General features: G+C 73.7%; 24 protein-coding genes and 1 pseudogene. 9 read left to right on the plus strand and 16 right to left on the minus strand.

Annotation, left to right across the window (positions count from 1 at the left end; translation table 11 throughout):
• Nucleotides 1-333, minus strand: a pseudogene (locus OM98_RS06990) (hypothetical protein); the annotation flags it as partial.
• Nucleotides 334-565: 232 nt separating this feature from the next.
• Between OM98_RS06990 and OM98_RS06995 the strand changes: the two are divergent.
• Together OM98_RS06995 and galE are read left to right on the plus strand one after the other, a co-directional pair.
• Nucleotides 566-2,026, plus strand: coding sequence for a GuaB1 family IMP dehydrogenase-related protein (locus tag OM98_RS06995; protein WP_029362745.1), 1,461 nt, complete (start codon nt 566-568; stop codon nt 2,024-2,026).
• A gap of 96 nt (nt 2,027-2,122) precedes the next feature.
• Nucleotides 2,123-3,097, plus strand: a complete 975-nt coding sequence (galE, locus tag OM98_RS07000) for a UDP-glucose 4-epimerase GalE (protein ID WP_029362746.1) — start codon at nt 2,123-2,125, stop codon at nt 3,095-3,097.
• 113 nt (nt 3,098-3,210) lie between these two features.
• On the opposite strand, the gene ilvA is transcribed toward galE, so the two are convergent.
• The 3 genes from ilvA to OM98_RS07015 all read right to left on the minus strand — a co-directional run bounded on the left by ilvA (nt 3,211) and on the right by OM98_RS07015 (nt 5,525).
• The gene (gene ilvA, locus OM98_RS07005; RefSeq protein WP_010533892.1) at nt 3,211-4,563 is read right to left on the minus strand and encodes a threonine ammonia-lyase IlvA; all 1,353 of its coding nucleotides are present in this window, start codon (nt 4,561-4,563) and stop codon (nt 3,211-3,213) included.
• A complete protein-coding gene (locus tag OM98_RS07010; RefSeq protein ID WP_010533893.1) occupies nt 4,560-4,856 on the minus strand; it encodes a PTS sugar transporter subunit IIB in 297 nt (98 codons plus the stop codon). Before OM98_RS07010 ends, ilvA begins: the two co-directional genes overlap by 4 nt.
• A gap of 186 nt (nt 4,857-5,042) precedes the next feature.
• Complete coding sequence (locus OM98_RS07015; RefSeq protein WP_010533894.1) at nt 5,043-5,525, minus strand: CarD family transcriptional regulator; 483 nt, start codon at nt 5,523-5,525, stop codon at nt 5,043-5,045.
• A gap of 249 nt (nt 5,526-5,774) precedes the next feature.
• Between OM98_RS07015 and OM98_RS07020 the strand changes: the two genes are divergently transcribed.
• Nucleotides 5,775-6,353 carry a hypothetical protein gene (locus OM98_RS07020; RefSeq protein ID WP_010533895.1) on the plus strand — a complete coding sequence of 193 codons (579 nt, stop codon included), beginning with the start codon at nt 5,775-5,777 and terminating at the stop codon, nt 6,351-6,353.
• A gap of 75 nt (nt 6,354-6,428) precedes the next feature.
• On the opposite strand, the gene OM98_RS07025 is transcribed toward OM98_RS07020, so the two are convergent.
• On the minus strand, nt 6,429-7,121 hold the full coding sequence (locus OM98_RS07025; protein ID WP_010533896.1) for a response regulator transcription factor: 693 nt from the start codon (nt 7,119-7,121) through the stop codon (nt 6,429-6,431).
• Between the two features lies 1 nt (nt 7,122).
• Entirely contained in the window at nt 7,123-8,352 is a 1,230-nt protein-coding gene (locus tag OM98_RS07030; RefSeq protein WP_010533897.1) for a sensor histidine kinase, read from the minus strand.
• Nucleotides 8,353-8,522: 170 nt separating this feature from the next.
• Here OM98_RS07030 and phoU point away from each other — a divergent pair, with 170 nt between their 5' ends.
• Complete coding sequence (gene phoU / locus OM98_RS07035; protein WP_010533898.1) at nt 8,523-9,197, plus strand: phosphate signaling complex protein PhoU; 675 nt, start codon at nt 8,523-8,525, stop codon at nt 9,195-9,197.
• 97 nt (nt 9,198-9,294) lie between these two features.
• Here the strand turns inward: phoU and OM98_RS07040 are convergent, their stop codons facing one another.
• The 8 genes from OM98_RS07040 to OM98_RS07075 all read right to left on the minus strand — a co-directional run bounded on the left by OM98_RS07040 (nt 9,295) and on the right by OM98_RS07075 (nt 17,409).
• Nucleotides 9,295-9,660: a DUF4235 domain-containing protein gene (locus OM98_RS07040; protein ID WP_010533899.1), complete on the minus strand. Its 366-nt coding sequence runs from the start codon at nt 9,658-9,660 to the stop codon at nt 9,295-9,297.
• A gap of 20 nt (nt 9,661-9,680) precedes the next feature.
• A complete protein-coding gene (locus OM98_RS07045; RefSeq protein ID WP_010533900.1) occupies nt 9,681-10,724 on the minus strand; it encodes an LCP family protein in 1,044 nt (347 codons plus the stop codon).
• Between the two features lie 84 nt (nt 10,725-10,808).
• Nucleotides 10,809-11,624 carry a tRNA (guanosine(46)-N7)-methyltransferase TrmB gene (trmB, locus tag OM98_RS07050; protein ID WP_010533901.1) on the minus strand — a complete coding sequence of 272 codons (816 nt, stop codon included), beginning with the start codon at nt 11,622-11,624 and terminating at the stop codon, nt 10,809-10,811.
• Nucleotides 11,614-12,042 (minus strand): QcrA and Rieske domain-containing protein, encoded by a 429-nt coding sequence (locus OM98_RS07055; protein WP_010533902.1) that lies wholly within the window; start codon nt 12,040-12,042, stop codon nt 11,614-11,616. The genes trmB and OM98_RS07055 overlap by 11 nt, the downstream gene beginning before the upstream one ends.
• Nucleotides 12,043-12,134: 92 nt before the next feature.
• The gene (gene def / locus OM98_RS07060; protein ID WP_010533903.1) at nt 12,135-12,701 is read right to left on the minus strand and encodes a peptide deformylase; all 567 of its coding nucleotides are present in this window, start codon (nt 12,699-12,701) and stop codon (nt 12,135-12,137) included.
• Nucleotides 12,698-13,978 carry a YihY/virulence factor BrkB family protein gene (locus OM98_RS07065; protein WP_050812651.1) on the minus strand — a complete coding sequence of 427 codons (1,281 nt, stop codon included), beginning with the start codon at nt 13,976-13,978 and terminating at the stop codon, nt 12,698-12,700. Before OM98_RS07065 ends, def begins: the two co-directional genes overlap by 4 nt.
• A gap of 144 nt (nt 13,979-14,122) precedes the next feature.
• Entirely contained in the window at nt 14,123-16,666 is a 2,544-nt protein-coding gene (locus OM98_RS07070) for a glycoside hydrolase family 65 protein (protein ID WP_010533905.1), read from the minus strand.
• A complete protein-coding gene (locus tag OM98_RS07075) occupies nt 16,663-17,409 on the minus strand; it encodes an HAD family hydrolase (RefSeq protein WP_010533906.1) in 747 nt (248 codons plus the stop codon). The genes OM98_RS07070 and OM98_RS07075 overlap by 4 nt, the downstream gene beginning before the upstream one ends.
• Before the next feature lie 181 nt (nt 17,410-17,590).
• On the opposite strand from OM98_RS07075, the gene OM98_RS07080 reads away from it, so the two are divergent.
• The 5 genes from OM98_RS07080 (at nt 17,591) to OM98_RS07095 (ending at nt 22,356) form a co-directional block, all read left to right on the plus strand.
• On the plus strand, nt 17,591-18,250 hold the full coding sequence (locus OM98_RS07080) for an SRPBCC domain-containing protein (RefSeq protein WP_010533907.1): 660 nt from the start codon (nt 17,591-17,593) through the stop codon (nt 18,248-18,250).
• Nucleotides 18,247-19,557 (plus strand): MFS transporter, encoded by a 1,311-nt coding sequence (locus OM98_RS07085; protein WP_029362748.1) that lies wholly within the window; start codon nt 18,247-18,249, stop codon nt 19,555-19,557. Before OM98_RS07080 ends, OM98_RS07085 begins: the two co-directional genes overlap by 4 nt.
• A gap of 198 nt (nt 19,558-19,755) precedes the next feature.
• Nucleotides 19,756-19,932 carry a VOC family protein gene (locus OM98_RS15855; RefSeq protein WP_010533909.1) on the plus strand — a complete coding sequence of 59 codons (177 nt, stop codon included), beginning with the start codon at nt 19,756-19,758 and terminating at the stop codon, nt 19,930-19,932.
• A gap of 277 nt (nt 19,933-20,209) precedes the next feature.
• Nucleotides 20,210-20,869, plus strand: a complete 660-nt coding sequence (locus OM98_RS07090) for an ABC transporter ATP-binding protein (RefSeq protein WP_029362749.1) — start codon at nt 20,210-20,212, stop codon at nt 20,867-20,869.
• A complete protein-coding gene (locus OM98_RS07095; RefSeq protein WP_010533911.1) occupies nt 20,866-22,356 on the plus strand; it encodes a hypothetical protein in 1,491 nt (496 codons plus the stop codon). Before OM98_RS07090 ends, OM98_RS07095 begins: the two co-directional genes overlap by 4 nt.
• 20 nt (nt 22,357-22,376) lie before the next feature.
• Here the strand turns inward: OM98_RS07095 and OM98_RS07100 are convergent, their stop codons facing one another.
• Nucleotides 22,377-22,763: a P-loop nucleotide/nucleoside kinase family protein gene (locus tag OM98_RS07100; RefSeq protein ID WP_083837732.1), complete on the minus strand. Its 387-nt coding sequence runs from the start codon at nt 22,761-22,763 to the stop codon at nt 22,377-22,379.
• Nucleotides 22,760-23,965 (minus strand): aminotransferase-like domain-containing protein, encoded by a 1,206-nt coding sequence (locus tag OM98_RS07105; RefSeq protein WP_010533913.1) that lies wholly within the window; start codon nt 23,963-23,965, stop codon nt 22,760-22,762. The genes OM98_RS07100 and OM98_RS07105 overlap by 4 nt, the downstream gene beginning before the upstream one ends.
• Nucleotides 23,966-23,967: the final 2 nt, after the last annotated feature.

Raw genomic sequence — 23,967 nt, forward strand, 5'->3', positions numbered from 1 at the left:
CGCGCCGGTGGTGGTGGCGGGTCCGGAGGCCGAGCGCGGCTCGTCCTGCGCGGGTTCGGGTGCGGGTGCCGGGGCCGGAGAATCCGGGGAGGCGGGGACGGCGTCGTGGAACTCCGTCGCCTGCTCGGCGGGCTCTTCGCGCGGCGCGTCGTCCTCCGGGTCGGGGGAGGTCGGCTCCGGTGTGCCGAGCCAGGTGCGCTTGTCCTGCCCGAAGGCGAAGGCGCGGTTGCGTCGGGCGGTCTCGGGTGGGGAGGGACGCGACGAGGACCGTCGGATCGGCTCCTGATGCCTGCCGCCCCGACGGCGTCGTCGCCACGAAGCCGAATCCGTCATGCGGGCCATCCTAGGTCGTCGCCTGCCGCGCAGGTCGCAGGCCCGTGTGAGGGCTTCGTGGAGCCCGGGGGCATTCCGGACGGCTCCCGCGGCCCCCGCGACCGGCGCGGGCGCCCGATACCGGGAGGAACCGGCGCCAAGCGGACGACGGGACGCCGGTGGCGTGCCGCAGGTCGCATCCGCCCTCCTTCCGCGCGCCGTCGCGCCGGGCGCCGCCGATATCGTGGCGGCCATGCGCCTGATCCACACCCCGTCGACGGACCTCACCTACGACGACTGCTTCTTCCTGCCCGCCCGCTCCGCGATCACCTCGCGCTTCGACGTGGACCTCGGCAGCGACGACGGCACCGGCACCACCATCCCCCTGGTGGCCGCCAACATGACCGCCGTCTCCGGGCGTCGCATGGCCGAGGTGATGGCCCGCCGCGGCGGGCTGGCCGTGCTGCCCCAGGATCTCGCCCCCGAGCGCATCGACTCCATCGTCCGCTCCGTGAAGCAGCGCGACCTGCGGGTGGACCACCCCCTCACCCTCACCGCCCGCGGCACCCTCGGCCAGGCCGCGGCCCTGCTCGGCAAGCGTCCCCACGGCCTCGTCGTCGTCCTCGACGAGGAGCGCCGCCCCCTGGGCGTGGTGACCGCAGCCGAGATCACGGGGCGCGACTCCTTCGCCCCCGTCGGCGAGAACCTCAGCGAGGACGTGCCGGTGCTGCGCCCCGTCGACCTCGAGGTCGAGCCCGCCGCCCTGCACGCTCGTATCGCCGCCACCCACCACGATGCCGCTCTGGTGGTCGAGGAGGACGGCACCCTGCGCGGCGTCCTCACCGCCCTCGGCGTGCTGCGCTCCAGCATCTACACCCCGGCCGTCGACGCGGAGGGCCGGCTGCGGATCGCCGTCGCCGTCGGCATCAACGCGGACGTCGCCGCCCGCACCGAGGCGCTGGTCGCCGCCGGGGCCGACGTGATCGTGCTGGACACCGCCCACGGCCACCAGGACCGCATGCTCGAGGCGCTGCGCCTGGCCCGGGGGGTGCTCGGTCCCCGCGAGGGCACCGCGGTGCGCCTGGTGGCCGGCAACGTGGTCACCGCCGAGGGCACCCGCGAGCTGATCGAGGCCGGCGCCGACATCGTGAAGGTCGGCGTGGGGCCGGGCGCCATGTGCACCACCCGGATGATGACCGGCGTGGGCCGCCCCCAGTTCTCCGCCGTGCTGGAGTGCGCCGCCGAGGCGCGACGGCTGGGCGGGTGCGTCTGGGCCGACGGCGGGGTGCGCCACCCCCGCGACGTGGCCCTCGCCCTCGCCGCCGGGGCCTCCAACGTGATGATCGGTTCCTGGTTCGCCGGCACCTACGAGTCCCCCGGAGAGCTGCGCACCGACGAGCGCGGCCGCCGCTACAAGGAGAGCTTCGGGATGGCCTCCAAGCGGGCCGTCTCCTCCCGCACCGCCCACGAGGACGCCTTCGCCCGGGCCCGCAAGGCCCTGTTCGAGGAAGGCATCTCCAGCTCCCGCATGTACCTGGCCGAGGGCGCCGGGGGCGTGGAGGACCTGCTGGACGAGATCACCGCCGGAGTCCGCTCCTCGTACACCTATGCGGGGGCCGAGGACACCGCCGCCTTCCGGGAGCGCGCGGTGATCGGCCTGCAGGGCGCCGCGGGCTACGCCGAGGGGCGTCCGCTGGCCACCTCCTGGAGCTGACCCCAGGGCGATCCGCCATGAGGTGCCCCACTCGTCCGGAATGTCCGCCGTACCGCACCGGTCCTCGCGCCCGGGTGTCCCGGTAGGCTCGGACCCATGACGACTCTCGTGATCGGTGGTGCCGGATACATCGGGTCGCACGTGGTGCGCCTTCTGAGCGACCGAGGGGAGCGGGTGATCGTGGTCGACGACCTCTCCACGGGCCTCCGCGCCCGGGTGGAGGGCTCGGACCTGGTGGAGCTCGTCGAGCTCGACGTCACCCGCCCCGACGCCGCGGAGAAGCTGGCCTTCCAGCTGCGGGCCTCGGGCGCCGATGCCGTGATCCACTTCGCCGCCCACAAGCAGGTGGGCCAGTCCGTCGCGAAGCCCGAGCTCTACTGGCACGACAACATCGGTGGCCTCGCCAACGTCCTCGCCGCCTGTGCGAACGCCGAGGTGCGGGACGTGGTGTTCTCCTCGTCCGCTGCTGTCTACGGCGTGCCCGACGTCGACCTGGTCACCGAGGACCTGACTCCGGCGCCGATCAACCCCTACGGCGCCACCAAGTACGTCGGCGAGTGGATGCTGGCCGACGCCGAGCGCGCCCACGGCATGCGCACCGTCGCCCTGCGCTACTTCAACGTGGCCGGCGCCGGGCACCCCGAGCTGGCCGACACCGCGGTGATGAACCTGGTGCCGATCGTGCTGGACGCCCTGGACCGCGGCGAGCAGCCCCGGGTCTTCGGCGACGACTACGACACCCCCGACGGCACCTGCATCCGCGACTACGTGCACGCCGAGGACCTCGCCGAGGCGCACGTGGCCGCGTTGGACTACCTGCGCGGCGAGGACCGCCCCCACCGGGTGTTCAACGTCGGCACCGGCACCGGCTCCAGTGTGCTCGAGGTGCTCGACGCGATCGCCCGCGCCACCGGCACGGAGATCACCCCCGAGATCGCCCCCCGCCGCCCCGGCGACCCGGCCCGCCTGGTCTGCTCGACCGACCGCATCGAGGAAACCCTGGGCTGGCGCGCCACCCACGACCTCGATGAGATCGTCACCTCCGCCGTCCAGGCCCGTCGCCTGGCATGAGCGAGGCCCGCCGACGGGCCTGAGCGCCCCGCCGTCTCTCCCGCCCCGCGGACAGGAAGGCCCCGTCGACCGTCACGGTCGGCGGGGCGGCATCGTTCCCGGGGCCGGGCGGCTCAGGTGAGGTAGCGATAGATCGGGTCCTGCGGATCGATCCGCTCGATCTGCATGCCGGAGGCGGCCATCCTCCCCATCAGCGGCTCCAGGTCCGCGCGGCGGGAGATCTCCAGGCCCACCAGCGCCGGGCCCTCCTCGCGGTTGTTGCGCTTGATGTAGTCGAACAGCACGATGTCGTCGTCCGGCCCCAGCACCCGGTCGAGGAAGCGCCGCAACGCCCCCGGCTCCTGCGGGAAGGTCACCAGGAAGTAGTGCTTGAGGCCCTCGTGGACCAGGGAGCGCTCGACGATCTCGGTGTAGCGGGAGACGTCGTTGTTGCCGCCGGAGACCACCACCAGGATGTCCCCGCCCTCGCCGTGGCCCTCGTCCCCGGCGGTCACGGCACCGGTGGCCACGGCCGCCGCTGCCAGCGCCCCGGCGGGCTCCGCGATGATGCCGTCCACCTGGTACAGCGCGAGCATCTCGGTGCACACGGCGCCCTCGTCCACGGCCCGCAGCTCGGGCACGATGGCCTGGGCCATCCGCAGCGGGGCGGTGCCGACCCGGCGCACCGCGGCGCCGTCCACGAAGCGGTCCAGCTCGGCCAGCGCCACCGGGCGGCCGGCGGTCATCGCCGCCGCCATCGAGACGGCCCCGGCGGGCTCCACGCCCACGATCCGCATCGCGGGCACCCGCTCCCGCAGCCAGGCGCCGCAGCCGCCCAGCAGGCCGCCGCCGCCCACCGGCAGCACGATGGTCCCGGCCTCACGCCCGTGCTCGCTGCGCAGCTGCTGCACCGCCTCGAGCGCCACCGTCCCCTGACCGGCCATGATGCGGGGGTGGTCGAAGGGCGGCACCAGGGTGGCGCCGGTGCGCTCCACGTCCTCCTCGGCGGCCTGGGCGGCGTCGTCGAAGGTGTCGCCGATCAGCACCAGCTCCACCTGGTCCCCGCCGATCGCGACGATCCGCTCGCGCTTCTGGCGGGGCGTGGTGCCCGGCACGTAGATCCGGCCGGTGATGCCGAGGGCGCGGCAGGCGCGGGCCACGCCCTGGGCGTGGTTCCCGGCGCTCGCGGCGACCACGCCGGCGCCGCGGGAGCCCGCGTCCAGGGAGGCGAGGAACAGGTGTGCGCCGCGCAGCTTGTAGGAGCGCACCGGCTGGAGGTCCTCGCGCTTCAGCCACACCGGCACCCCGGCGATCTCGCTGAGTCGCTCGCTGCGCTGCACGGGGGTGCGGCGCACCACGGAATCCAGCCGACCCGCGGCCATTTCCACGTCCTGCGCGGTCAGCGGCAGGGCCGGGGCCTGCGGGACGGCGTCGTGCGGGGCGGTGTCGTGCGGGGCGACCGAGCCCGAGGTGGTGCCGGAGCTCATCCCTCGCCCCGGTCGATCCGGGCCAGGATGCGATCGATGTCGTCGTAGGTGACCTGCGGGTTGGTGCCCAGCAGCAGCGGCATGCCGGAGACCCGCGGGATGCCCAGCGCATCGGGCAGGTCCACCGTCGTCACCACCAGGTCCGCCTCGAAGTCGGCGGAGAGCAGATCCATCACCGTCGCCTGCACCACGGTCGCCGGGCGGCCGGCGGAGGAGACGTGCTCGCGCACCTGCTCCGCGATGAGGGCGGAGGTGGCGATGCCGGCTCCGCAGACGATGGCGATGGTGAGCATGCAGGCTCCTCGAGGTCGCGGACGGGACGGGCGGCCCGGGAACGGGCGCCCACGATTCTGGCACGGCCCGCGGGGAGGGTCCACGCCTCCGGTCCCCGCCCCGTCCGGACGCGGACGGCCGCCGCCCGGACGACGACGCGGGCCCGCCCCCGGTGGGGCGGGCCCGCGTCGCAGGTCAGGCGGAGATCAGGAGGCGAGGACCTCGTCGAGGGTGGACTCGGCGGAGGCCTCGTCCGTCTTCTCGGCCAGGGCCAGCTCGGAGACCAGGATCTGGCGCGCCTTGGCCAGCATCCGCTTCTCGCCCGCGGAGAGACCGCGGTCCTGGTCGCGGCGCCAGAGGTCGCGGACGACCTCGGCCACCTTCTTCACGTCGCCGGAGGCGAGCTTCTCCACGTTCGCCTTGTAGCGGCGGGACCAGTTGGTGGGCTCCTCCGTGTACGGCTGGCGGAGGACGTCGAAGACCTCGTCCAGGCCCTCCTTGTCCACCACGTCGCGGACGCCGACCATGTCGACGTTGTCCGCGGGGACCTCGATGGTGAGGTCGCCCTGGGCGACCTTGAGCTTCAGGTAGGTCCGGTCCTCACCCTTGATGGTGCGGATCTTGACCTCTTCGATGAGCGCCGCCCCGTGGTGCGGGTAGACGACGGTCTCGCCGACGACAAAATTCATGTGGTGGTCCCCTTTCCGGAGACCAGTCTATCACCGGGAGGGTGTGCTACTCTTCGCCGCTTTTCCGTCGGGAGCGGTCGAATCGCCGCCCCGATCCGCCCGCGACCGGCGCGGACGCCTCTCGCGCGCGGGAGAGCCGCGGGGGAGCGGAGCCGTCGGGGCCGGTCGGACCGGGTCCGTGCGGTACCCTGGCACAGCCATCCCCGCTCGTCCCCGGCCGCCTCGCGTGGTCTCGAACAGGAGCCCCTCGTGCGTCGACTCCGCCGCCCCGTCCTCGCCGCGGCCGCCCTCGGTCTCGCGGCCGCCGCCTCCGGCTGCGCGTACTTCAGCCCGGTGCAGACCCAGGACTTCTACCAGACCGCCGACGGCACCAACGCCAGCATCGTCGACGAGCAGGGCACCTTCGAGATCGGCGTGCGCAACGCGATCGTCGTGGTCGACGACGACGGCACCGCCGCCCTGCGCGGCTCCGTCGTGAACTACTCCACCGAGCAGGCCACCGTCGAGCTGACCGGCGAGGTCGAGGGCAGCCCCGCCTTCTCCGCCGGCGTCACCGTCGCCCCCGGCGAGGTCATCGAGCTCGGACCCGACGAGGGCCAGCAGGAGGTCGCCATCGAGGGCCTCAGCGTCGAGCCGGGCGACGTGATCGACCTGGTCGTCACCGCCACCGGGAAGACCGTCGAAGCCTCCCTGCCGGTCACCGACACCACCCTCGCCTACTACGGCGACCCCTCCGACGCGGGCGGCGCCTCGGACCTGGGCGGCACCTCCGAGTCCGACGGCAACCAGGAGGCCGAGGCCGAGCAGGCAGAGGAGGCGGGGCACTGACCCCCACCCCGTGCCAGCACGACGGCGGCCCCCGGGAGATCCCGGGGGCCGCCGTCGTCGGGGGTGCGGGCCGGCTCAGGCCGCGGAGGACTCGAACTTGTATCCCAGGCCGCGCACCGTCACCAGATGCACCGGGTTCTTCGGGTCGTCCTCGATCTTCGCCCGCAGCCGCTTCACGTGGACGTCGAGGGTCTTGGTGTCGCCCACGTAGTTGGCGCCCCACACCCGGTCGATGAGCTGGCCGCGGGTGAGCACCCGGTCGACGTTGCGCAGCATCATCTCCAGCAGCTCGAACTCCTTCAGCGGCAGCGCCACGTCCTCGCCGTGCACCTGCACCACGTGGCGCTCCACGTCCATCAGGATGTGCCCGGCGGTGAGGGTCGAGCCCTCCTCGTCCTCGCCGACGTCGCTGCGGCGCCGCAGCACCGCCTTGATCCGGGCCAGCAGCTCCCGGGAGGAGTAGGGCTTGGTCACGTAGTCGTCGGCGCCCAGCTCCAGGCCCAGCACCTTGTCGAACTCGTCGTCCTTCGCGGTCAGCATGATCACCGGCACCGTCGAGGTGCGGCGGATCTCCCGGCACACCTCGGTGCCGCTCATGCCGGGCAGCATCAGGTCCAGCAGCACCAGGTCCGCGCCGTGGGCGGAGAAGATCCGCAGGCCCTCGGTGCCGTCGTCGGCGACCGCCACCTCGTAGCCCTCCTTGCGCAGGGAGTAGGAGAGCGGATCGGAGAAGGACTCCTCGTCCTCGACGATCAGGATGCGGGTCATCTCAGCGTGCCTTTCCCGGGACGCGCTCGGCGTCCCTGTCCTCGTCCGCGCGGCGGGCGGGGTCCGCGCCGGCGGTGCTCACGGTCTCGGTGCTGCCCATCTCGGGCAGGTGCAGGGTGAAGGTCGAGCCCTGGCCGGGCAGCGACCAGGCGGTGACCTCGCCGCCGTGGTCGGCGGCGATGTGCTTGACGATGGCCAGGCCCAGCCCGGTGCCGCCGGTCTCCCGGGAGCGGGCCTTGTCCACCCGGAAGAAGCGCTCGAAGACGCGCTCCAGGTCGCTCTTGGCGATGCCGATGCCCTGGTCCTTCACGGACAGCTCCACCATGCCGTGCTCGCGGCGCACCGAGACGCCGACGGTGGTGCCGGGCTCGGAGTAGGAGACGGCGTTGGAGATCAGGTTCGACAGGGCGGTGGTGAGCATCGCCCGGGAGCCGTACACCCGCAGGTCCGAGGGGCCGCCGGTCTTCACGGTGATGCGGGAGCCGAGGGCGAAGTTGCGGTTCAGCGAGACCGCCTCCTCGATCACCTCGTCCATCTCGACGGGCTCACCGGTGGGCAGCGCGGAGGTTCCCTGCACCCGGGAGAGCTCGATGATCTCCTGCACCAGGTGGGACAGGCGGCGGGACTCGCTCTGCATCCGCTCCGCGAAGCGGCGCACCGCGTCCGGGTCCTCGGCGGCGTCCTCCATCGTCTCCGCCAGCAGGGTGATCGCGCCGACGGGGGTCTTCAGCTCGTGGGAGACGTTGGCGACGAAGTCGCGCCGGGTCTCCTCCACCCGGATCTGCCGGGTGAGGTCGTCGGCCAGCAGCAGCACGCCGGAGGTGCCGAGCGCGCCGATGCGCACGTCGATCACGGCCTCGTCGTCGCCCTGGGTGGAGCGCTGCAGGGTGAGCCGCTCGTCCCGGTAGCCGCCGTTGCGGCCCACGTCGGCGGCCAGCTCGATCAGCTCGCTGCCGGCCAGCCGCGGGTAGTCGCTGCCGGTGGCGCGCACGATGCCGTAGGAGTAGGCCAGCGGGCTCGCGCGCAGCACGTCGCCGCTGGAGTCCAGCACCACGTAGGCGGAGGAGAGGATCGCCAGCACCTCGGCGGCGGGCTCCGGCACGACCGGCAGCGGGCCGTCCGCGTCCCGGGGGCCGCGCGACTCGGCGCGCAGCATCGCCCAGGTGGCGGCGGCGCCGATCACCAGGCCGATGACGGCGGCCAGCAGGAGCAGGGACGTGGACACCCCCACAGCCTAGGCTCCCCGCGCGCCCGACTCGCGTCGTCCGGGGTGCGGGGCCAGACTGGGGCCAGGAGTTCACCAGGACTCCGTCCGGCGTTCACCGGGACCCGGGCCGCGTTCACCCGACGTTGCCAGACTCGGCGGGCGGCAAGACCCCCTACACCTAGGAGAGTGCACCCATGCGCGAGGCGTACCAGAGCGACCTGCGGCATCTCGTCGACGATCTGCTGGACATGGCGGACATGGTCGCCACCGCCCTCGAGGACGCCACCCGCGCCCTCCTCGAGGGGGACCTCGGCCTCGCCGAGCGCGTGATCGCGGCGGACCCGCACATCGACCAGCGCCAGCTCGACCTCGACTCCAAGGTCGTCGAGCTGCTGGCCCGGCAGAACCCCGTCGCCACCGACCTGCGGCTGCTGGTGGCCAGCCTGCGCATGAGCTCCTCGCTGGAGCGCATGGGCGACCTCTGCGCCCACGTGGCCCTGGTGGCGCGGCGCACCCACCCCGACCTCGCCGTGCCCGAGCAGCACCGCGCGCAGATCCGCGAGATGGCCGACCTGGGCCTGGCGGCGCTGCGCGACGCCGGCACCGTGATCGCCGACCGCGACCTGGCGCTGGCCGCCCAGGTCGAGAAGAACGACGAGGCGATCGACGCGCTGCTGCAGGACATCGCCCGGGAGATGGCCAGCACCGAGGGCTACACCAACGCCCAGGTCGCGGACATGACCCTGCTGATCCGCTTCTACGAGCGGATCGGCGACCACGCCGTCTCGCTGGTGCGGCGCATCGGCTTCCTGGTCACAGGCGACGCCCTGGACACCCGCAGCTCCGCGGTGGAGGTCGGCGAGATCTGATCCACCGCTGCCGGGACGTCACGCCGTCCCCGGCACGACTCGGGCCCCCGACCTCGCGAGGTCGGGGGCCCGAGTCGTGGACGGGCGAGCGGAGTCCTCAGCCGCGGTTGCTGCGGGGGCGGCGGGAGATCATCTTCTCCGTGCCCTTCTTCGCCCCGCGCTGGGCGAGCTGCCGCAGCGACTGCAGCAGCACGCCGGAGATGAGGGTCCACAGGGCGATCTTCCACACCGGGGTCTCGTCCATGGGGTCGGAGATCTCCTTGGCCTCGGCCTTGGAGGCGCCGTCCTTGCGGGCCTGCTTGCGACGCTTCGCGGTCTCCTTCTGGGAGGCCTTGGTGTTCTTCGCGGTGGGGGCGTCCTCGCCGAAGACGGCGCCCCAGCCGGCGGCCGCGGCCTTCTTGCCGATCACGCTGGCGGCGACGCCCGCCAGGGGCACGACGATGTTGACGATGGGGTTGGCCACGGGTCCTCCTCGCGGACGGGTCAGTAGGTGCCGGCGTTCTGAGCGTAGTACGTGCCCATGTCGTCGGTGCGCAGGGCCTCGCGCAGCTCCTCCATCGCCGCCTCGTCGGTGGCGACCACGCTGGCCCCCGCGTCGGTGGTCATCGGGTCGCCGTGCGGGGCGCCCAGGAAGTACAGGTCGGAGGAGCGCACCGAGCGCAGTGAGATCCCCAGGTCCAGCATCGCGGTGCTGGTCAGGGCGTCGTCGGTGGTGAGGTAGGGGGCGATCGAGGCGATGGTCTCGCGCAGCGTGCCGGGGTCGGTGAGGGTGTCGCGGCTGAGCAGCTTCTCCGCGATCCCCGCCAGCACGGCCTGCTGGTTGCGGTTGCGCTGGAAGTCGCCGTCGGAGAACTGCTTGCGGGCGCGGACGAAGGCGAGGGCCTCCTCGCCGTCCATCGACTGGGTGCCGGCGGTGAACTGGTGGCCGTCGGCCTCGAAGTCCTCGGGCACCTCCACGTCGATGCCGCCGAGGGTGTCCACCAGGCCCTGGATCCCGTCGAAGTCGATGAGGGCGACGTGCTCGATGGGCACCCCGGTGTAGTTCTCCACGGTGGTCACGGCCAGCGGCAGGCCGCCGTAGGCGAGCGCGGCGTTGATGCGGCCCTGCCCGTGGCCGGGGATGTCGACGTAGAGGTCGCGGGGGAAGGAGGTCACGTAGGCCGCGGAGTTGTCCTCGGGGATGTGCACCAGCATCACCACGTCGGAGCGCTGGCCGCTGACGCCCTCGGCGTCCTCCGGGGAGCGCTTGTCGGAGCCCAGCAGGAGGATGTTGCGGCCGGTGCCGTCCTCCGTCCCCGGGCGGGCGCCGTCGGAGGCGCCGCGGGTGATCTCCACCGTGGTCACGTCCTGATAGGCGGTGCGCAGGGAGTTCAGGTAGACGGCCGCGACGATGCCGGCGCCGATCACCAGCACGGCCGCCATGCCGAGGCCCAGCAGGGCGAGGCGCTTGCCGCGCCGCTGCCGCGGGTCGGGGGTGTCCTCGTCCTCCCAGTCGGAGGGGAGGTCGACGTCGTCGGTGGGGCTCATCGCGGACTCGCTCTCATCCGGTGCCGGTCTCGGCACGCAGGGCAGGTGAGGGGAAGGATCGCACGGTCCGGGGCCGGGCGGCGGTCAGTCCGTCGGGGCGGCGACCCGGGTGTAGGCGAGATCCCATCCTAGGCGCCCGGCGCGCTCGCCCTTGTTCTCGAAGCTGGTCTTCACACGACCTGCGAATCGCGGCGCCCAGCCGCGCTCGGCCATCCCCTCCGGCACCGGGTCGGCGGGGGTGCCGGCGGGGCGCGGCCCCTCCCGGTGGGCGTTGACCAGGCCGGGGGTCGCCTCGAGCACCTCGCGCATGTGGTGGGCGTACTGCGCCCAGTCGGTGGCCAGGCGCAGCGTGGCGCCCTCGGCCAGCAGCGGCAGCACGGCCTGCAGGAAGGGCGGGTTGATCAGGCGGCGTTTGTGGTGGCGGGACTTGTGCCAGGGGTCGGGGAAGAACACCCACAGTTCCTGCACGCTGCCGGCGGGGAGCAGGGCGGGCAGGGCGCGCTGGGCGTCCAGCGGCAGCAGCCGCACGTTGGTCGGGGAGCCGGCACGCTCGATGCGGTCCAGGGACTGGGCGAGCCCGGGCCGGTACACCTCCACGGCCAGGTGGTCCCGCTCGGGGTGGGCGGCCGCGGCGGCGGCGACGTTCTCGCCCTGGCCGCTGCCGACCTCGACGACCAGCGGGGCGCGGCGGCCGAACACGGCCTCCAGGTCCAGGTGCACGCCCTCGGCCGGGAGGGTGTCGCGCTCCCCGCGGGGGAGGTCCAGCACGTAGGTGTCGGCCAGGCGGTCCCAGGCGTCCTGGCGGCTGGCGGAGAGGCGGTCGCCGCGGCGGACGAAGGAGACGGTCTCGCGGCGGGGGCCCTCGGGCCCGGCGGGCTCGCCGGGGACCTCAGGAGGCACGGCGCAGCATCCCGTCCTCGACGGTGACGGCCACGGCGGGCAGATGGGTGGTGGCCGGGCCGACCAGCACCTCGCCGGTGGCGGCGTCGAAGCGGGAGCCGTGGCAGGGGCAGTCCAGCTCCGTCTCCGCCTGGCGCAGGGCGCAGCCGTTGTGGGTGCAGTAGCCGGAGTAGGCCTCGATGTCCTCGCCGCTGCCGCGGACGATGAGCACGAAGGGCTGCTGGCCGCCGAAGTTCACCAGGGTGGAGGCGTTCTCGGGGATGTCGCTGAGCGCGATCTCCCCGTCCTCCTCGGCGCGCAGCGGCGCGGAGCTGCCGAAGCCCTCGTCCTCGGGGGCGCAGGCGGCGAGCCCTCCCACGCCGGCGGCGGTCACGGGCAGCGCGAGCGCCAGACGGCGCGACAGGCAGGGGCGATCCATGCCTCCAGGATAGGACGGCGGGTCCTCACGGCGGCTCCCAGACGGGGGCGGAGGAGGGGGTCCCGGATCACATCGGGGCTCACACCCCCGGCTCACACCCGGTCGGCGGTGAGGCGGCTCGGGTCCCAGCTCAGCACGCCGCGGGCGCGCCAGCCGCGGGCGGTGACGGCGTCCAGCGCCTCCCGGCGCCGGGCGGGGCTCAGCCGGTCCAGGTACAGCGAGCCCTCCAGATGGTCGACCTCGTGCTGCAGGGCGCGGGCCAGCACCCCGCCGGTGTCCTCCACCTCGACGGGCTCGCCCTCGAGGTCGGTGCCGGTGACGCGGGCCCCGCGGTGGCGGGCGGTCGGGTAGCCCTCGCCGGGGACGGAGAGGCAGCCCTCGATGGTCTCCTCGTCCAGCTCCAGCGGGCCGAGGCGGGTGAGGACGGGGTTGATGACGACGCCGCGGCGCAGCGTGCCGGTGGCGTCCTCGCAGGCGTAGACGAACAGGCGCCAGCGGGAGCCGACCTGGGGGGCGGCCAGGCCCGCGCCGTCGGCTGCGTCGTTGGTCTCGATCATGTCGGCCACCAGGGTGCGGATGTCGTCGGTGACCTCGCGGACCTTGCGGGTGCGCTGCTCGAGGGCGCGGTGGCCGATCATCGTGATGGGGCGGATCGTCATGGGGTGGGGTCCTTCGGGGTGGTGCTCTCCGCGGGGGCGCGCAGGTGGGGGGTGGGGGCCGGCTGATCGGTTTCGGCGGGCCGGGGCGGCGCCTCCGGGACCGGCGCGGAGGCGGCAGGGGCGGGGGAGCCGGGGGTCGCCGGCTCCGGGGCGTCCTCGCCGTCGCGCGGGGCGCTGGTCACCCGGCGCCGGGCGGGCGGGTTGATGGCGAACAGGTTGCCGGCCTCTACGATCCAGGGGGAGCGGGGCCGCCAGATCGGGCGCCCGGTGCGGGCGGCGCCGGCGACGGTCTGGCCCAGCCGTTCCGCCTCCTCGGCGTCCCCGGCCAGGAAGTCCAGGGTGTGCATGGCCTGTGGCTCGAGCGCGATGTGGTGCCAGGCGTCCAGCCCGCTCGCGATCTGCCGGGCCCGCAGGAACTCGGCGTCCAGGGCGGCCCCGCCGATGATCACGATGTTCGCCGCCCACAGCAGCAGCAGGATCCCGATCAGGCCGTTCAGCACCGTGAGCACCTCGGGCACCCGGGTGGCGACCTCCATCACCCGGCCGATGCCGAGCGCGGCCCCGAACAGGGTCAGCACCGAGAGGGTGGAGCCGAGGGTCATCACCCGGTAGCGGGGCAGCCGCACGTTGGGGAACAGGTAGTAGGCCAGCGACACCCCGATGATGATCATCAGCAGCAGGATCGGCCACTTCACGAGGTTCCAGGCCTCGAAGGCGATGCGGGGGATGCCGATGAACTCGCCGAGCTGCTGGGAGACCTCCGAGCCCAGCACCAGCATGCCCAGCGCCAGCAGCACCGCCGAGGTGATCAGCACCGTCTCGATGAACACGATGGTGCGGAACAGCAGGAAGGGACGCCCCTCGCGGGTGTCGTACACCCGGTGCATGGCGCGGTGGAAGGCCGCCACCCCGTTCGAGGCCGAGAGCAGCGAGCCGGCGGTGCCGAGCGCCAGGCCCCACAGGCCGCCGCTGGTGGAGGAGACCGCGAGGATCGTGCGGATCAGCGGATCGGGGTCGAAGGTGGGGAACACCTCGGTGATGAGGGAGGCCGCGGCCAGGAGCGGCTGCTCGCCGATGCCGATCATCGACATCAGGGACACCACCGCCACCGCGCCGGGGAACACCGACAGCAGCGAATAGAAGGTCATGGTGCCGGCCACGTCCCAGACCTGGATCTCCAGCATCCGCATCCGCACCCGGTTCAGCACGTGCCAGATGCTCAGCCGCGGCCGCACGTACTCCACGGGCGGCCGCTCACGGCCGCGACGCGGACTCATCGTCCCGGGGTGCGCGGGGCGGCCGGGGCAGGGGCGACGCGCATGGTGCTCCTCGGCGGGGACGGGTGGGGACGACCTCGGAGCCTACGCGAGGCCGCCGGGCCCGACCGGGAGGACACGGGTCCCCGCCGGGCGCGACCGGGCTCAGCCCAGCGGGGCGCCGTCCTCCGGATCGGGGTGCACCGGGTACTCCCAGGGGTCCTCCGGATCGGTCGGGACGCCCGAGGTGACGATCGAGCCGTCCGAGCGGGGCCCCCCGACACCGACGGGCGCCTGCAGCACCGCGTCGTCGAGGACGGGGCCCTGATCGGCCAGCGGCACCGTGGCTCCGGCGCCGGTGACCCGCACCCGCTCGCCGCGCACGACGACCTCGAGCTCCTCACCGGTCTCGAGCACGAAGGAGACCTCGGTCGGGCGCAGCCGCACCCGGACGCGGGAGCCGCGCACGGTCAGCGGGAAGTCCAGGCCCTCCCAGCCCTCCGGCAGCCGCGGGTCGAGGGAGATCACCTCCCCGTCCACGCGCAGACCGCCGAAGCCGTGCACCAGGGCGTTCCACACCCCGCCGGCGGAGGCGATGTGCACCCCGTCGGAGGTGTTGTGGTGCAGGTCCCCGAGGTCCACGAACAGGCCCACCCGGAAGTAGTCCAGGGCGGCGGCCTGGTGGCCCACCTCGGCGGCCATGATCGACTGCACGACGGCCGAGAGGGAGGAGTCGCCCGTGGTGATCGGGTCGTAGTACTCGAAGTCGGCGCGCTTCTCCTCGGCGGTGAAGTCGGCTCCGCGCAGGAACTGGGCCAGCACCACGTCGGCCTGCTTGAGCACCTGGAAGCGATAGATCACCAGCGGGTGGTAGTGCAGCAGCAGCGGGAAGGACTCCTCCGGTGTGGCGGGCAGGTCCCACACCTCGCGCTCCAGGAAGCGGTCCTCCTGCAGGTGGATGCCGAGGGCCTCGTCCTTGGCGACGACCATGCCCTCGGCGCAGGCCTCCCACTCGTCCAGCTCCAGCTCGTCGAGCTCCAGCTCGGCCACGAGCAGGGCGTACGCCTCGGGGTCCGCGTCCCGCAGGTCCCGCACCGCCATCGCGGCGCGGCGCAGGTTGTAGCGCGCCATCACGTTCGTGTACAGGTTGTTGTTCACGACGGCCGTGTACTCGTCGGGGCCGGTCACGCCGTGGATGTGGAAGATCGCCTCGCCCTCGGCGGTGATCCGCCAGAAGCCCAGATCCGCCCACAGCCGGGCCGTCTCCACCAGCACCCGCACGCCGTCGCGGCGGGCGAAATCGAGGTCGCCGGTGACGTCCGCGTACAGCGCGAAGGCGTAGGCGATGTCCGCGTCGATGTGGTACTGCGCGGTGCCGGCCGCGTAGTAGGCCGAGGCCTCCTCGCCGTTGATCGTGCGCCAGGGGAACAGGGCGCCGCGCTGGTTCATCTCCCGGGCGCGCTCGCGGGCGCTGGGCAGCAGCTTGGTGCGGAAGCGCAGCGCGTTGCGGGCCCATCCGGGGGAGGTGAAGATCAGGAAGGGCACCACGTAGACCTCGGTGTCCCAGAAGTAGTGGCCCTCGTAGCCGGATCCGGTGAGGCCCTTGGCGGGGATGCCCCACTGGTCCGAGCGGGCCGCGGCCTGCGCGAGCTGGAACAGGCACCAGCGGGTGGCCTGCTGCGCGGCCGGCTGGCCCGGCAGCTCCACGTCCGAGCGCTCCCAGAAGGCCCGCAGGTACTCCGCCTGGTCGGCGAAATGCGCGGCGAAGCCCTCCTCCCGCACCCGGTCCAGGGTGCGGCGGCAGCGGTCGAACAGCTCCCGGTTCGGCACGGAGCGGGAGGAGTGGTAGGCGACGGCCTTGCGCACCGTGAGGGTGTCCCCGGCCTCCAGGTGGGTGCGGACCACCTGCCGGCCGCGGTCCGGGGAGGTGTCGATGAAGGCGTCCACCGCGGCGGAGCACTCCACCTCGTGGTCGGCGCCCACGGCGAGGGTCATGCCCGAGTTCGCCACCCGGTACCCCAGCAGCATCCGCCGCTCGCTGTGCCAGTCGTCCTGCGGCTCCAGCACCCGGTGGGTGAAGGCCGTGGTCCGGCGCGGGTCGCCCTTGTCGGTGACGGGGCCGTCGACCCCGTGGCCGAAGTCGTCGGTGATGTCCTCGCGGTTGATGATCTGGGAGGAGATCGCCACCGGCGCGGAGCCGTCCAGCATCTCCACCTCGTACTCCATCAGCGCCAGGTGGCGCTGGGTGAAGGAGACCATGCGGGCGGTGCGCACCCGCACCCGCTTGCCGGAGGGGGTGCGCCAGACCAGCTCGCGGCGCAGCACGCCCTCGCGGAAGTCGATCCAGCGCTCGTAGGAGAGCAGGTCCGCGACGGTCAGCAGCAGCGGCTCGTCGTCCACGTACAGCTTCATCACCGAGGAGTCCGGCACCGTGATCATCGTCTGGCCGGTGCGGGCGAAGCCGTAGGCCGACTCGGCGTGGTGGATCGGCCAGGTCTCGTGGAAGCCGTTGAGGAAGGTGCCGTGGGCCTCCGCGTCGCGCCCCTCCTCGGGGGTGCCGCGCATGCCGAGGTAGCCGTTGGCCACCGCGAAGATGGTCTCGATGTGGCCCAGGTCCCCGTTGGGGCGGGACTCCACCAGCCGCCACTCGTCCACGGGCAGATGGGTGCGGTCCACCGGATCGGCGGGGACCGTGCGCAGGCGGCTCATGCCAGCTCCCCCAGATCGTCCACGACCAGGTCGGCCCCGGCCTCGAGCAGGGCCTCGCGGCCCACGCCGCGGTCCACCCCGATCACGGCGGCGAAGTCGCCCGCCGCCCCGGCCTGCACCCCGGAAGTCGCGTCCTCGTAGACCACGGCCTCGGTGGAGGGCACGCCCAGCAGCTCGGCGCCGCGGAGGTAGGTGTCCGGGGCGGGCTTGCCGGCGATGCCCTCGGCGGCGGCCACGTTCCCGTCCATCACGTGCTCGAAGCGGTCGCGGATGCCCGCGGCCCGCAGCACCTCCTCGGCGTTGCGGGAGGAGGAGACGATGGCGATGCGGGCGCCCGCGGGCAGGGAGTCGAGGTAGGCGATGGTGCCCGGGTAGGGCTCCACGCCCTCGGTGCGCAGGATCTCCATCACCAGGGCGTTCTTGCGGTTGCCGAGGCCGCGCACGGTCTCCTCGGCCTGCGGCTGGTCGCCGGGGTCGGTGTCCTCGCCCTCGGGCAGCTCGATGCCGCGGGAGGCGAGCATCGCGCGCACCCCGTCGTAGCGGGGGCGGCCGTCGATGTGCGCGAAGTAGTCCGCGTCGGAGTAGGGCTCGGCGACGCCGCGGGCCGCGAGCACCTCCTGGAACATGCGCGCCCAGGCCCGCATGTGGACCTCGGCGGTGGGGGTGACCACCCCGTCGAGGTCGAAGAGGTGCGCGGTGACGTCGCTCGGTCGGAAGGCAGGGTTCGCATTCACGGTGGTCATGCTAGGTCCTGTGGAGGACGAAGCGTTTCCACCAGGGCGAATCCCTCGATCCGTGTCCGGGCCGTGACCCGGGCGCGGTCCCCGGGGCGCTGTCCGTGGCGGGCGGGCGTGGGCTACCCTTCCCACGACCGCGCCGCGCCCGAGGGGTGTCGGCCGCCGCACCCGAGGGAGCAGGGAGCCCATGACGCCCACGCAGCCGCCGCCCGCGATCGACGCGGTGCGCCGCAGCCTGGACCTCACCCCCGAGGACGGCGCCGTGCGCACCGTGCTCACCCTCACCACTCCCTACGACCCGGCGCCCGCGCAGCTCTGGCCGCTGCTGACCCGTCCCGAGGCGCTCGCCGCCTGGTACGGCCCCGTCAGCGGCGACCTCCGCGAGGGCGGCCGCTTCCAGGCCCCGGGCGGCGCCGGGGGAACCATCGAGGCGGTCGAGGCCCCGCACCGCCTCGAGCTCGGCTGGGAGTACGGCGGCGTGACCACTCCGCTGTCGCTGCGCCTGGACCCCGAGGACGACGGCACCACCTCCCTGCGGTTGCGCCACACCCTGCTCATCGACGACGCCACCTTCGCCCGCTTCGGGCCCGGCGCGATGGCGGTGGGCTGGGAGATCGCCCTGCTCGGCCTCGCCGCCGCCACCGATGGCTGGCGCACCACCTGCCTGGGCTCCGTGCCCGCGCCGAGCCCGAGCTGGCTGGCCGGCGAGGAGGGCGCGGCCTACGTGCGCGCCTGGTCCGTGCGCTGGGCCGCCGCGGCCGTCGCCGCCGGGGTGGACGAGGAGACCGCCCGTCGCGGCGAGCAGGAGACCGCCGCGGCCTACGGCGCCGCCTCCCTCACCTCGTGACGTCGGCCGGGGAATCCCCGGCCCGGGTGCTGCGGCGCCTCGCGCCTTCCGTCTACGTCCCCACCCTGCTCGAGTTCATCGGACAGTCGGCCCTGCTGCCGGTGGTGCCGCTGCTGGCCCTGCAGCTCGGCTTCGCGGTGCCGCAGGCCGCGGCGCTGGCCCTGGTCCTCGGTGTCTTCTCGGTGCTCGGGCCGATCCCCGCCGGGCGGCTCATCGAGCGCGTCGGCGCGCGCCCGGCCCTGGTGGTCTCCGGCGCGGTGCTGGTGGCGGCGGACGGCGCGGCCTTCGTGGTGATCACGCCGGGGCTGACCGGTGCACCGGAGGCCTCGCACCGGGCCGCGCTGCTCGCGGTGCTGGTGGTGATCGCCGCCTGCACCCAGGTGTGGAAGCTCGGCCGGCAGGCCTACCTGGGCTCGGCCCTGCCCCCGGCGATGCGGGCCCGGGGCATGACCCTGTTCGGCGGCATGATCCGTATCGGCCAGGTGATCGGCCCGCTGGCGGGTGCGGCCGTGCTCGCCACCGGGCACGACACCGCCGCCTTCCTCCTCTACGCCGGAACGGGTGCCCTCGCCACCGTGATGGTGGCCGTCTTCCTGCCGCCGGGGGAGCGCGCCCGGCAGGGGGCCGTCGCCGGGGTGGCGCGCTCCGTCCGCACCCCGCTGCGGCGCCGCCTGGACCGGGCCGTACTGGCCCGGATGGTGCGGGTGGGGCTCGGCATCGCCCCGGTGATGATGTCCCGGGTGAACCGACCGGTGGTGGTGCCGCTGCTGGGGGCGGCCCTCGGCCTGGACGCCGCCGCCGTCTCCCTCGTGTTCGGGATCAGCGCGCTGGTGGAGATCGCGATGGTGGTGCCCGCCGGCACCCTGATGGACCGCCGCGGCCGCGCCGCCGTGGCCGTGCCCTGCGCGCTGGTGATGGGGGCCGGGTACGTGCTGCTGGCCGTGGCCGCCGCGACGCTGGGGGAGCGCGGCCCCGGCACGGCGATGGCGGCGCTGCTGCTGCCGAGCCTGCTGATCGCGCTGGGCAACGGGCTGGGCGCCGGGATCGTCATGACCCTCGGCATCGACCTCTCCCCGGTGCACGGCCGCACCGGCTACCTGGCCTGGTGGAACACCCTGCTGGGCACGGGAAGCGTGCTGGCCCCGCTGCTGGTCTCCGCGATCACCCTGGTGGCGCCGGTGACCGTCGCGGGCGCGGCCACCGGCGCGCTGTGCCTGGCCGGCGGCGCCTGGCTGGCCCGGGTGCTGCCGGGCGTCACCCCCGCGGGCGGCACCCGCGGCGCCGCCCGCGGCACCGCCCCGCGCTGAGCGCCGGGCGACCCAGCACCGTCCTCCGGCTGTGCGCCGGGTGGCCCGGCACGGCGGGAGCCGGGCGCAGCCCCCTCCGGCCCCGGCGGGCCGGGGCTACGATGAGCGCGGCACCGTCGCCCCGGGATGTCCGGTGTGCGCCGCCCATGCCGGTCCACCCACCGGGCCGTTCCGCGGCCCCGTCTCCCGGAGGTCCCCATGTCCGTCATCCTGCGGGCTTACCTGAACTTCCCCGGCACCGCCTTCGACCGCCTCGCCGAGGGCGGCGAGGTCGAGATGGTGCTCCAGCAGCAGATGTGGGGCGACCACTACGGCGCCGTGATCGACCGCTTCGCGATCCACTGGATGGTGAACGTGGGCGGCCTCGGCGGCTGATTCCCTCCTGCTGCCTCAGCCCGCCTCCCACCATGCACCGCTGAAAACGGGCGCTCAGTGCACCATCACCGCGTATACGGCCGAGATGGTGCACCGGGAGCCCTTTTTCAGCGCACCGGCCGAACGCGCTGCCGGAAACAGGGATGCCCGTGTGCACTCACCGCCGTAGAGCGGCTAGGTGCACACCTGCATCCCTTTTTCCGTGACCCGGGCGAACACCGCAGGCATCGACCTCCGGCCTATGCCTCGTGAGGACCGGTCGTGCTGGGATGAGTCCATGAGACCGCCCGCCCCGCCCCCGCCCTCCGCGATCGAGGCCGAAGGGGTTGGGGTGGTGCGTGACGGGCAGGTGCTTCTGCTCGATGCGGATATCCGCCTCGGTGCTGGAGAGGTCGGGGCGGTGACCGGACCCAACGGCGTCGGCAAGACCACCCTGCTGCGCGTGCTGGCCGGGCTCATCGAGCCGACCGCCGGCACGGTCCGTGTCGCCGGACGGGCGCCGGACGACCGCGATCGCCGCTTCCGCCGTGATCTGGCCGCTCTGATCGGCGTCCCGCAGACGGCGCGGGACCTCACCGTGCTCGAGCACCTGCGCTTCCTCGGTGCCACCTGGGGTCTGGACTCCCAGCAGGCACTGGTGGAGGGGCGCGAGCTGCTGAGCCGCTTGCACCTGGAAGGCCTCAGCGAGCGATATCCCCATGAACTCTCCAGCGGACAATCCCAGCTGGTCGCGATCGCGCTCACCCTGGCCCGGCCCGGACGGGTGCTGCTGCTGGACGAGCCCGAGCAGCGCCTGGATCCGGACCGTCTCGGTCTGGTCCTCGGCCTCCTCCGGGACAGGGCGGAGCAGGGCACCGCGATCCTGCTGGCCACCCATGCCCGGCGGGTGGTGGACGAGCTCGCGGACCTGGAAATCGCAGTGGAGGGCCCGACGTGAACGCCGAGCTCCGTGCGGCCTCGGGCGTCTGGGCGCAGCGGCGAGGCGCACGCACCACCGGCGACCTGCTGTACGCCGTCTACCTGACGCTTCTCACCGTGCTGGTGCTGCTCGTCCCGGCTCTGCGTGCAGGTGGGGCGGTCCTGGCCCGCCCCGACGTGCTGCCGTTGCTCCAGCACCCCCATGCGCCCGTGGGGCTGGCCATGGCGCTGGGCATCGCCGCCGCGGTACTCGTGCTGCTGGGCGGCACCCGCGGTCCGGCCCTGCTGTCCCCGTTCCTCACCGAGACGCTCGCCAGCAGTGCGATACCTCGCCGCCGGGTGCTGCGGCGTCCCTACCTGCGGGCGATCGTGCTCCCCGCACTGTGCTGCGTGCTGGCCGCCGCACTGGCCGGAGCCACGTTGCTGCAGGTCGGCAGTCTGGGCATGCCCCTCGCACTTCTCGCGGGCCTCGCCGCCCTCGGCTTCGGGCTGCTGCTGGGTGTCTGCTGGTTGGCGGGCCAACTATTGACCGGACCGGCACGTGTCCTGCTCGCGCTGGTGCTGGTGGCGCTCGGGGCCGGTGTGGCCCTGGGAATCCGGGCCGTCCCGTCACTCCCTCTGCTCCCGGCGTCGGTGGTGGCTCTGGGTCTGGGTGCGCTGTCGACGGTTGCCTCGCTGCCACTGCTGGATCGACTGCGGGGCCGGGTGCTGCGCCAGCAGGCGCTGCGATGGCAGAGCGCCACGATGAGCGCGGAGACCGGGGACCTCGCGGGTGCTGCCGTGGCCTATCGGCCACCACCTGCCGTCGGGAGGCGGCTGCCGGCCGTGGGCCGAGGTGGTCTGCTGCTCGCCTATGCCCGCCGCGACGCGGTGGCATGGTTGCGCAGTCCGGCGCGCAGTCTCGGAGGTCTCGGACTCGCCGTGATCGGGACGGCGCTGCTGGTCGCGGCGATTCTCCTGGAGCTGGGCCTGCCGAGCTGGCTGCTCGCCGGGATGGGGTGCCTGCTGCTCTGGTGGGGCAGCGGAACGGTGGTCGACGGTCTCCGGCACGCGATCCACACGCTCGGGTCGCCGCCCCTGTTCGGCCAGGGCCTCGGCGCGCAGCTCCTGCTGCATCTACCGGCGCCGGCTCTGCTCATCCTGACCGTGACCGGAGGGTCTGCCCTGGCGGTCTCCCTCCTGCTCGGCGCCGGGGCCTTCTCTGCGGCCGTGCTGGTGCCGATGCTGCTGGCCCCTCTGCTGCTGCTCGGCCGCGTCTGGGACGCGGCCAAGCCCCCGATGCCGCTCTCGCTCACGATGCCGATGCCCACCCCGCAGGGTGATGCCTCCGTGCTCGCGATGCTGATCTGGCAGGCGGACGCCCCGCTGCTCCACCTCGGGATCGGTCTGGTACTGGTGCTCCTGGCGACCGCGGTCGCCCCCCTCGCCGCGGTCGTCGGGGCCCTGCTCGCCCTCACACTGCTGGCCGTACTCGCCCTCGGAAGGCTCCGGGCGCTGCGTCGCTGAGAGCGGGGGTCGGGTGCTCCTCAGCAGACCTCGAGGATCCGCCGTGCGGCCTGTTCGGCGGAGTGCACCGCGGTGTCCAGCTCCGGGTGGTCCCGATGCCAGCCCTCGTGCTCGCCTCCGGTCACCTGCTCCCAGCTCGGGTTCTCCAGGCCCGGGAGGTCCAGCACCCGGCTCTCCAGGCGTCGCCGGTGCAGGTCGACGTCCGTGCAGACCAGCTCCACCTCGAGCACGCGGGCGCCGTGCACCCCGGCCGCGCGCGCGAGGGCTGTCTCGACTGTGTCCACCCGGACCATCGCGGCGCCGAGGGCGGCCACCCGGCGGGCCACCGTGGTCTTGCCCGTCGCCGGGAGCCCGCCGAGAATCACCCGCCGCGGCACGGACGACGGAGCCGTCGCCTCCGTGTTCATCGAGGGTGGCGGGCGATGACCTCGCCGAGGGAGGCGATGGCCTCCTCGATCACGGCGGGGGAGTGGGTGACGAAGCTGAGCCGCATCGTGGAGCGGTCCGCGTGCTCGGCGAAGAAGGACCAGCCCGGCAGGTACGCCACCCCCGCCTCGACCGCGTCGGCCAGCATGGTCTGGGCGTCGTAGCCCTCGCCGAGCGCGGCCCACAGGAACATGCCGCCGTCCGGGTGGGTGACGTGGGCGCCCTCCGGCAGGATCGGGGCGATCGCGCGGGCCATCGCGTCGCGGCGCTCGCGGTAGACCTCCGCGACCGTGCGCACGTGGGCGTCGAGGTCCGCGGTCTCCAGGTAGCGGGCGACGGTCAACTGGTCCACCACGGAGGACTGCATGGAGATCGCGGCCTTCGCGACGGCCAGGGTGTCCAGGATCGGCCCCTCGGCGCGGATCCAGCCGATCCGCACGCCCGGGCTCATCAGCTTGCTCATCGAGTTCAGCAGCAGGGTGCGCTCGCCCATGCCGGGGAGGGAGGCGATGGGCGCCCAGGTGGAGCCGGTGAAGCTGAGCTCGCCGTAGGGGTCGTCCTCGATCAGCGGCACGTCGCTGCGCTGCAGCACCTCGGCCACCTGCCGGCGGCGCAGCACCCCCATGGTGCGCCCGGTGGGGTTCTGGAAGGTGGGGATCAGGTACACCATCCGCGGGTGATGGGTGCGGATCGCCTCCTCCAGCGCCTCCGGGATCACGCCCTCCTCGTCGGTGTCCACGCCGACCATGCGGGCGCCGTGCACCGCGAAGGCCTGCACCGCGGCGAGGTAGGTGGGGGACTCCACGAGCACCACGTCGCCCGGCTCCAGCAGCGCCTCGGCGACCACGAACAGCCCCTCCTGGGAGCCGGAGGTGACACGGATCTGGGAGGCGTCGGTGGGCAGGGTGCGGCTGATGCGGCGGGCGGCCTGCTCGCGCAGCTCCGCCTCGCCCTCGCTGACCCCGTACTGCAGGGCGCGGTGCCCGCGGTGGGTGAGCACCCAGTCGTAGGCCTCCTGCACCGGCCCGAGGTCGAACAGCTCCCGGTCCGGGATGCCGCCGGCGAAGGAGGTGACGCCCTCCTTCGCGGCCAGGGCGAAGATGTCCTTCAGCGGGGAGGACTCCATGCCGGCGTAGCGGGCGGCGACGGGGAAGCGGAACGGGGTCGACGAGGGGCGGTCCATGC

Source organism: Brachybacterium squillarum M-6-3, from assembly GCF_000225825.1.
In the GTDB taxonomy this organism is placed as follows: domain Bacteria; phylum Actinomycetota; class Actinomycetes; order Actinomycetales; family Dermabacteraceae; genus Brachybacterium; species Brachybacterium squillarum.

What these genes read in the sequence shown, in the direction of transcription:
- OM98_RS07010 (WP_010533893.1), bottom strand. Translation starts at nt 4,856, where the DNA reads ATGCTCACCATCGCCATCGTCTGCGGAGCCGGCATCGCCACCTCCGCC.
- OM98_RS06995 (WP_029362745.1), top strand. Translation starts at nt 566, where the DNA reads ATGCGCCTGATCCACACCCCGTCGACGGACCTCACCTACGACGACTGC.
- OM98_RS07055 (WP_010533902.1), bottom strand. Translation starts at nt 12,042, where the DNA reads ATGGATCGCCCCTGCCTGTCGCGCCGTCTGGCGCTCGCGCTGCCCGTG.
- OM98_RS07025 (WP_010533896.1), bottom strand. Translation starts at nt 7,121, where the DNA reads ATGACCCGCATCCTGATCGTCGAGGACGAGGAGTCCTTCTCCGATCCG.
- OM98_RS07090 (WP_029362749.1), top strand. Translation starts at nt 20,210, where the DNA reads ATGAGACCGCCCGCCCCGCCCCCGCCCTCCGCGATCGAGGCCGAAGGG.
- ilvA (WP_010533892.1), bottom strand. Translation starts at nt 4,563, where the DNA reads ATGAGCTCCGGCACCACCTCGGGCTCGGTCGCCCCGCACGACACCGCC.
- OM98_RS07070 (WP_010533905.1), bottom strand. Translation starts at nt 16,666, where the DNA reads ATGAGCCGCCTGCGCACGGTCCCCGCCGATCCGGTGGACCGCACCCAT.
- OM98_RS15855 (WP_010533909.1), top strand. Translation starts at nt 19,756, where the DNA reads ATGTCCGTCATCCTGCGGGCTTACCTGAACTTCCCCGGCACCGCCTTC.
- OM98_RS07045 (WP_010533900.1), bottom strand. Translation starts at nt 10,724, where the DNA reads ATGAGCCCCACCGACGACGTCGACCTCCCCTCCGACTGGGAGGACGAG.
- OM98_RS07075 (WP_010533906.1), bottom strand. Translation starts at nt 17,409, where the DNA reads ATGACCACCGTGAATGCGAACCCTGCCTTCCGACCGAGCGACGTCACC.
- def (WP_010533903.1), bottom strand. Translation starts at nt 12,701, where the DNA reads ATGACGATCCGCCCCATCACGATGATCGGCCACCGCGCCCTCGAGCAG.
- OM98_RS07105 (WP_010533913.1), bottom strand. Translation starts at nt 23,965, where the DNA reads ATGGACCGCCCCTCGTCGACCCCGTTCCGCTTCCCCGTCGCCGCCCGC.
- OM98_RS07015 (WP_010533894.1), bottom strand. Translation starts at nt 5,525, where the DNA reads ATGAATTTTGTCGTCGGCGAGACCGTCGTCTACCCGCACCACGGGGCG.
- galE (WP_029362746.1), top strand. Translation starts at nt 2,123, where the DNA reads ATGACGACTCTCGTGATCGGTGGTGCCGGATACATCGGGTCGCACGTG.
- phoU (WP_010533898.1), top strand. Translation starts at nt 8,523, where the DNA reads ATGCGCGAGGCGTACCAGAGCGACCTGCGGCATCTCGTCGACGATCTG.
- OM98_RS07080 (WP_010533907.1), top strand. Translation starts at nt 17,591, where the DNA reads ATGACGCCCACGCAGCCGCCGCCCGCGATCGACGCGGTGCGCCGCAGC.
- OM98_RS07065 (WP_050812651.1), bottom strand. Translation starts at nt 13,978, where the DNA reads ATGAGTCCGCGTCGCGGCCGTGAGCGGCCGCCCGTGGAGTACGTGCGG.
- OM98_RS07100 (WP_083837732.1), bottom strand. Translation starts at nt 22,763, where the DNA reads ATGAACACGGAGGCGACGGCTCCGTCGTCCGTGCCGCGGCGGGTGATT.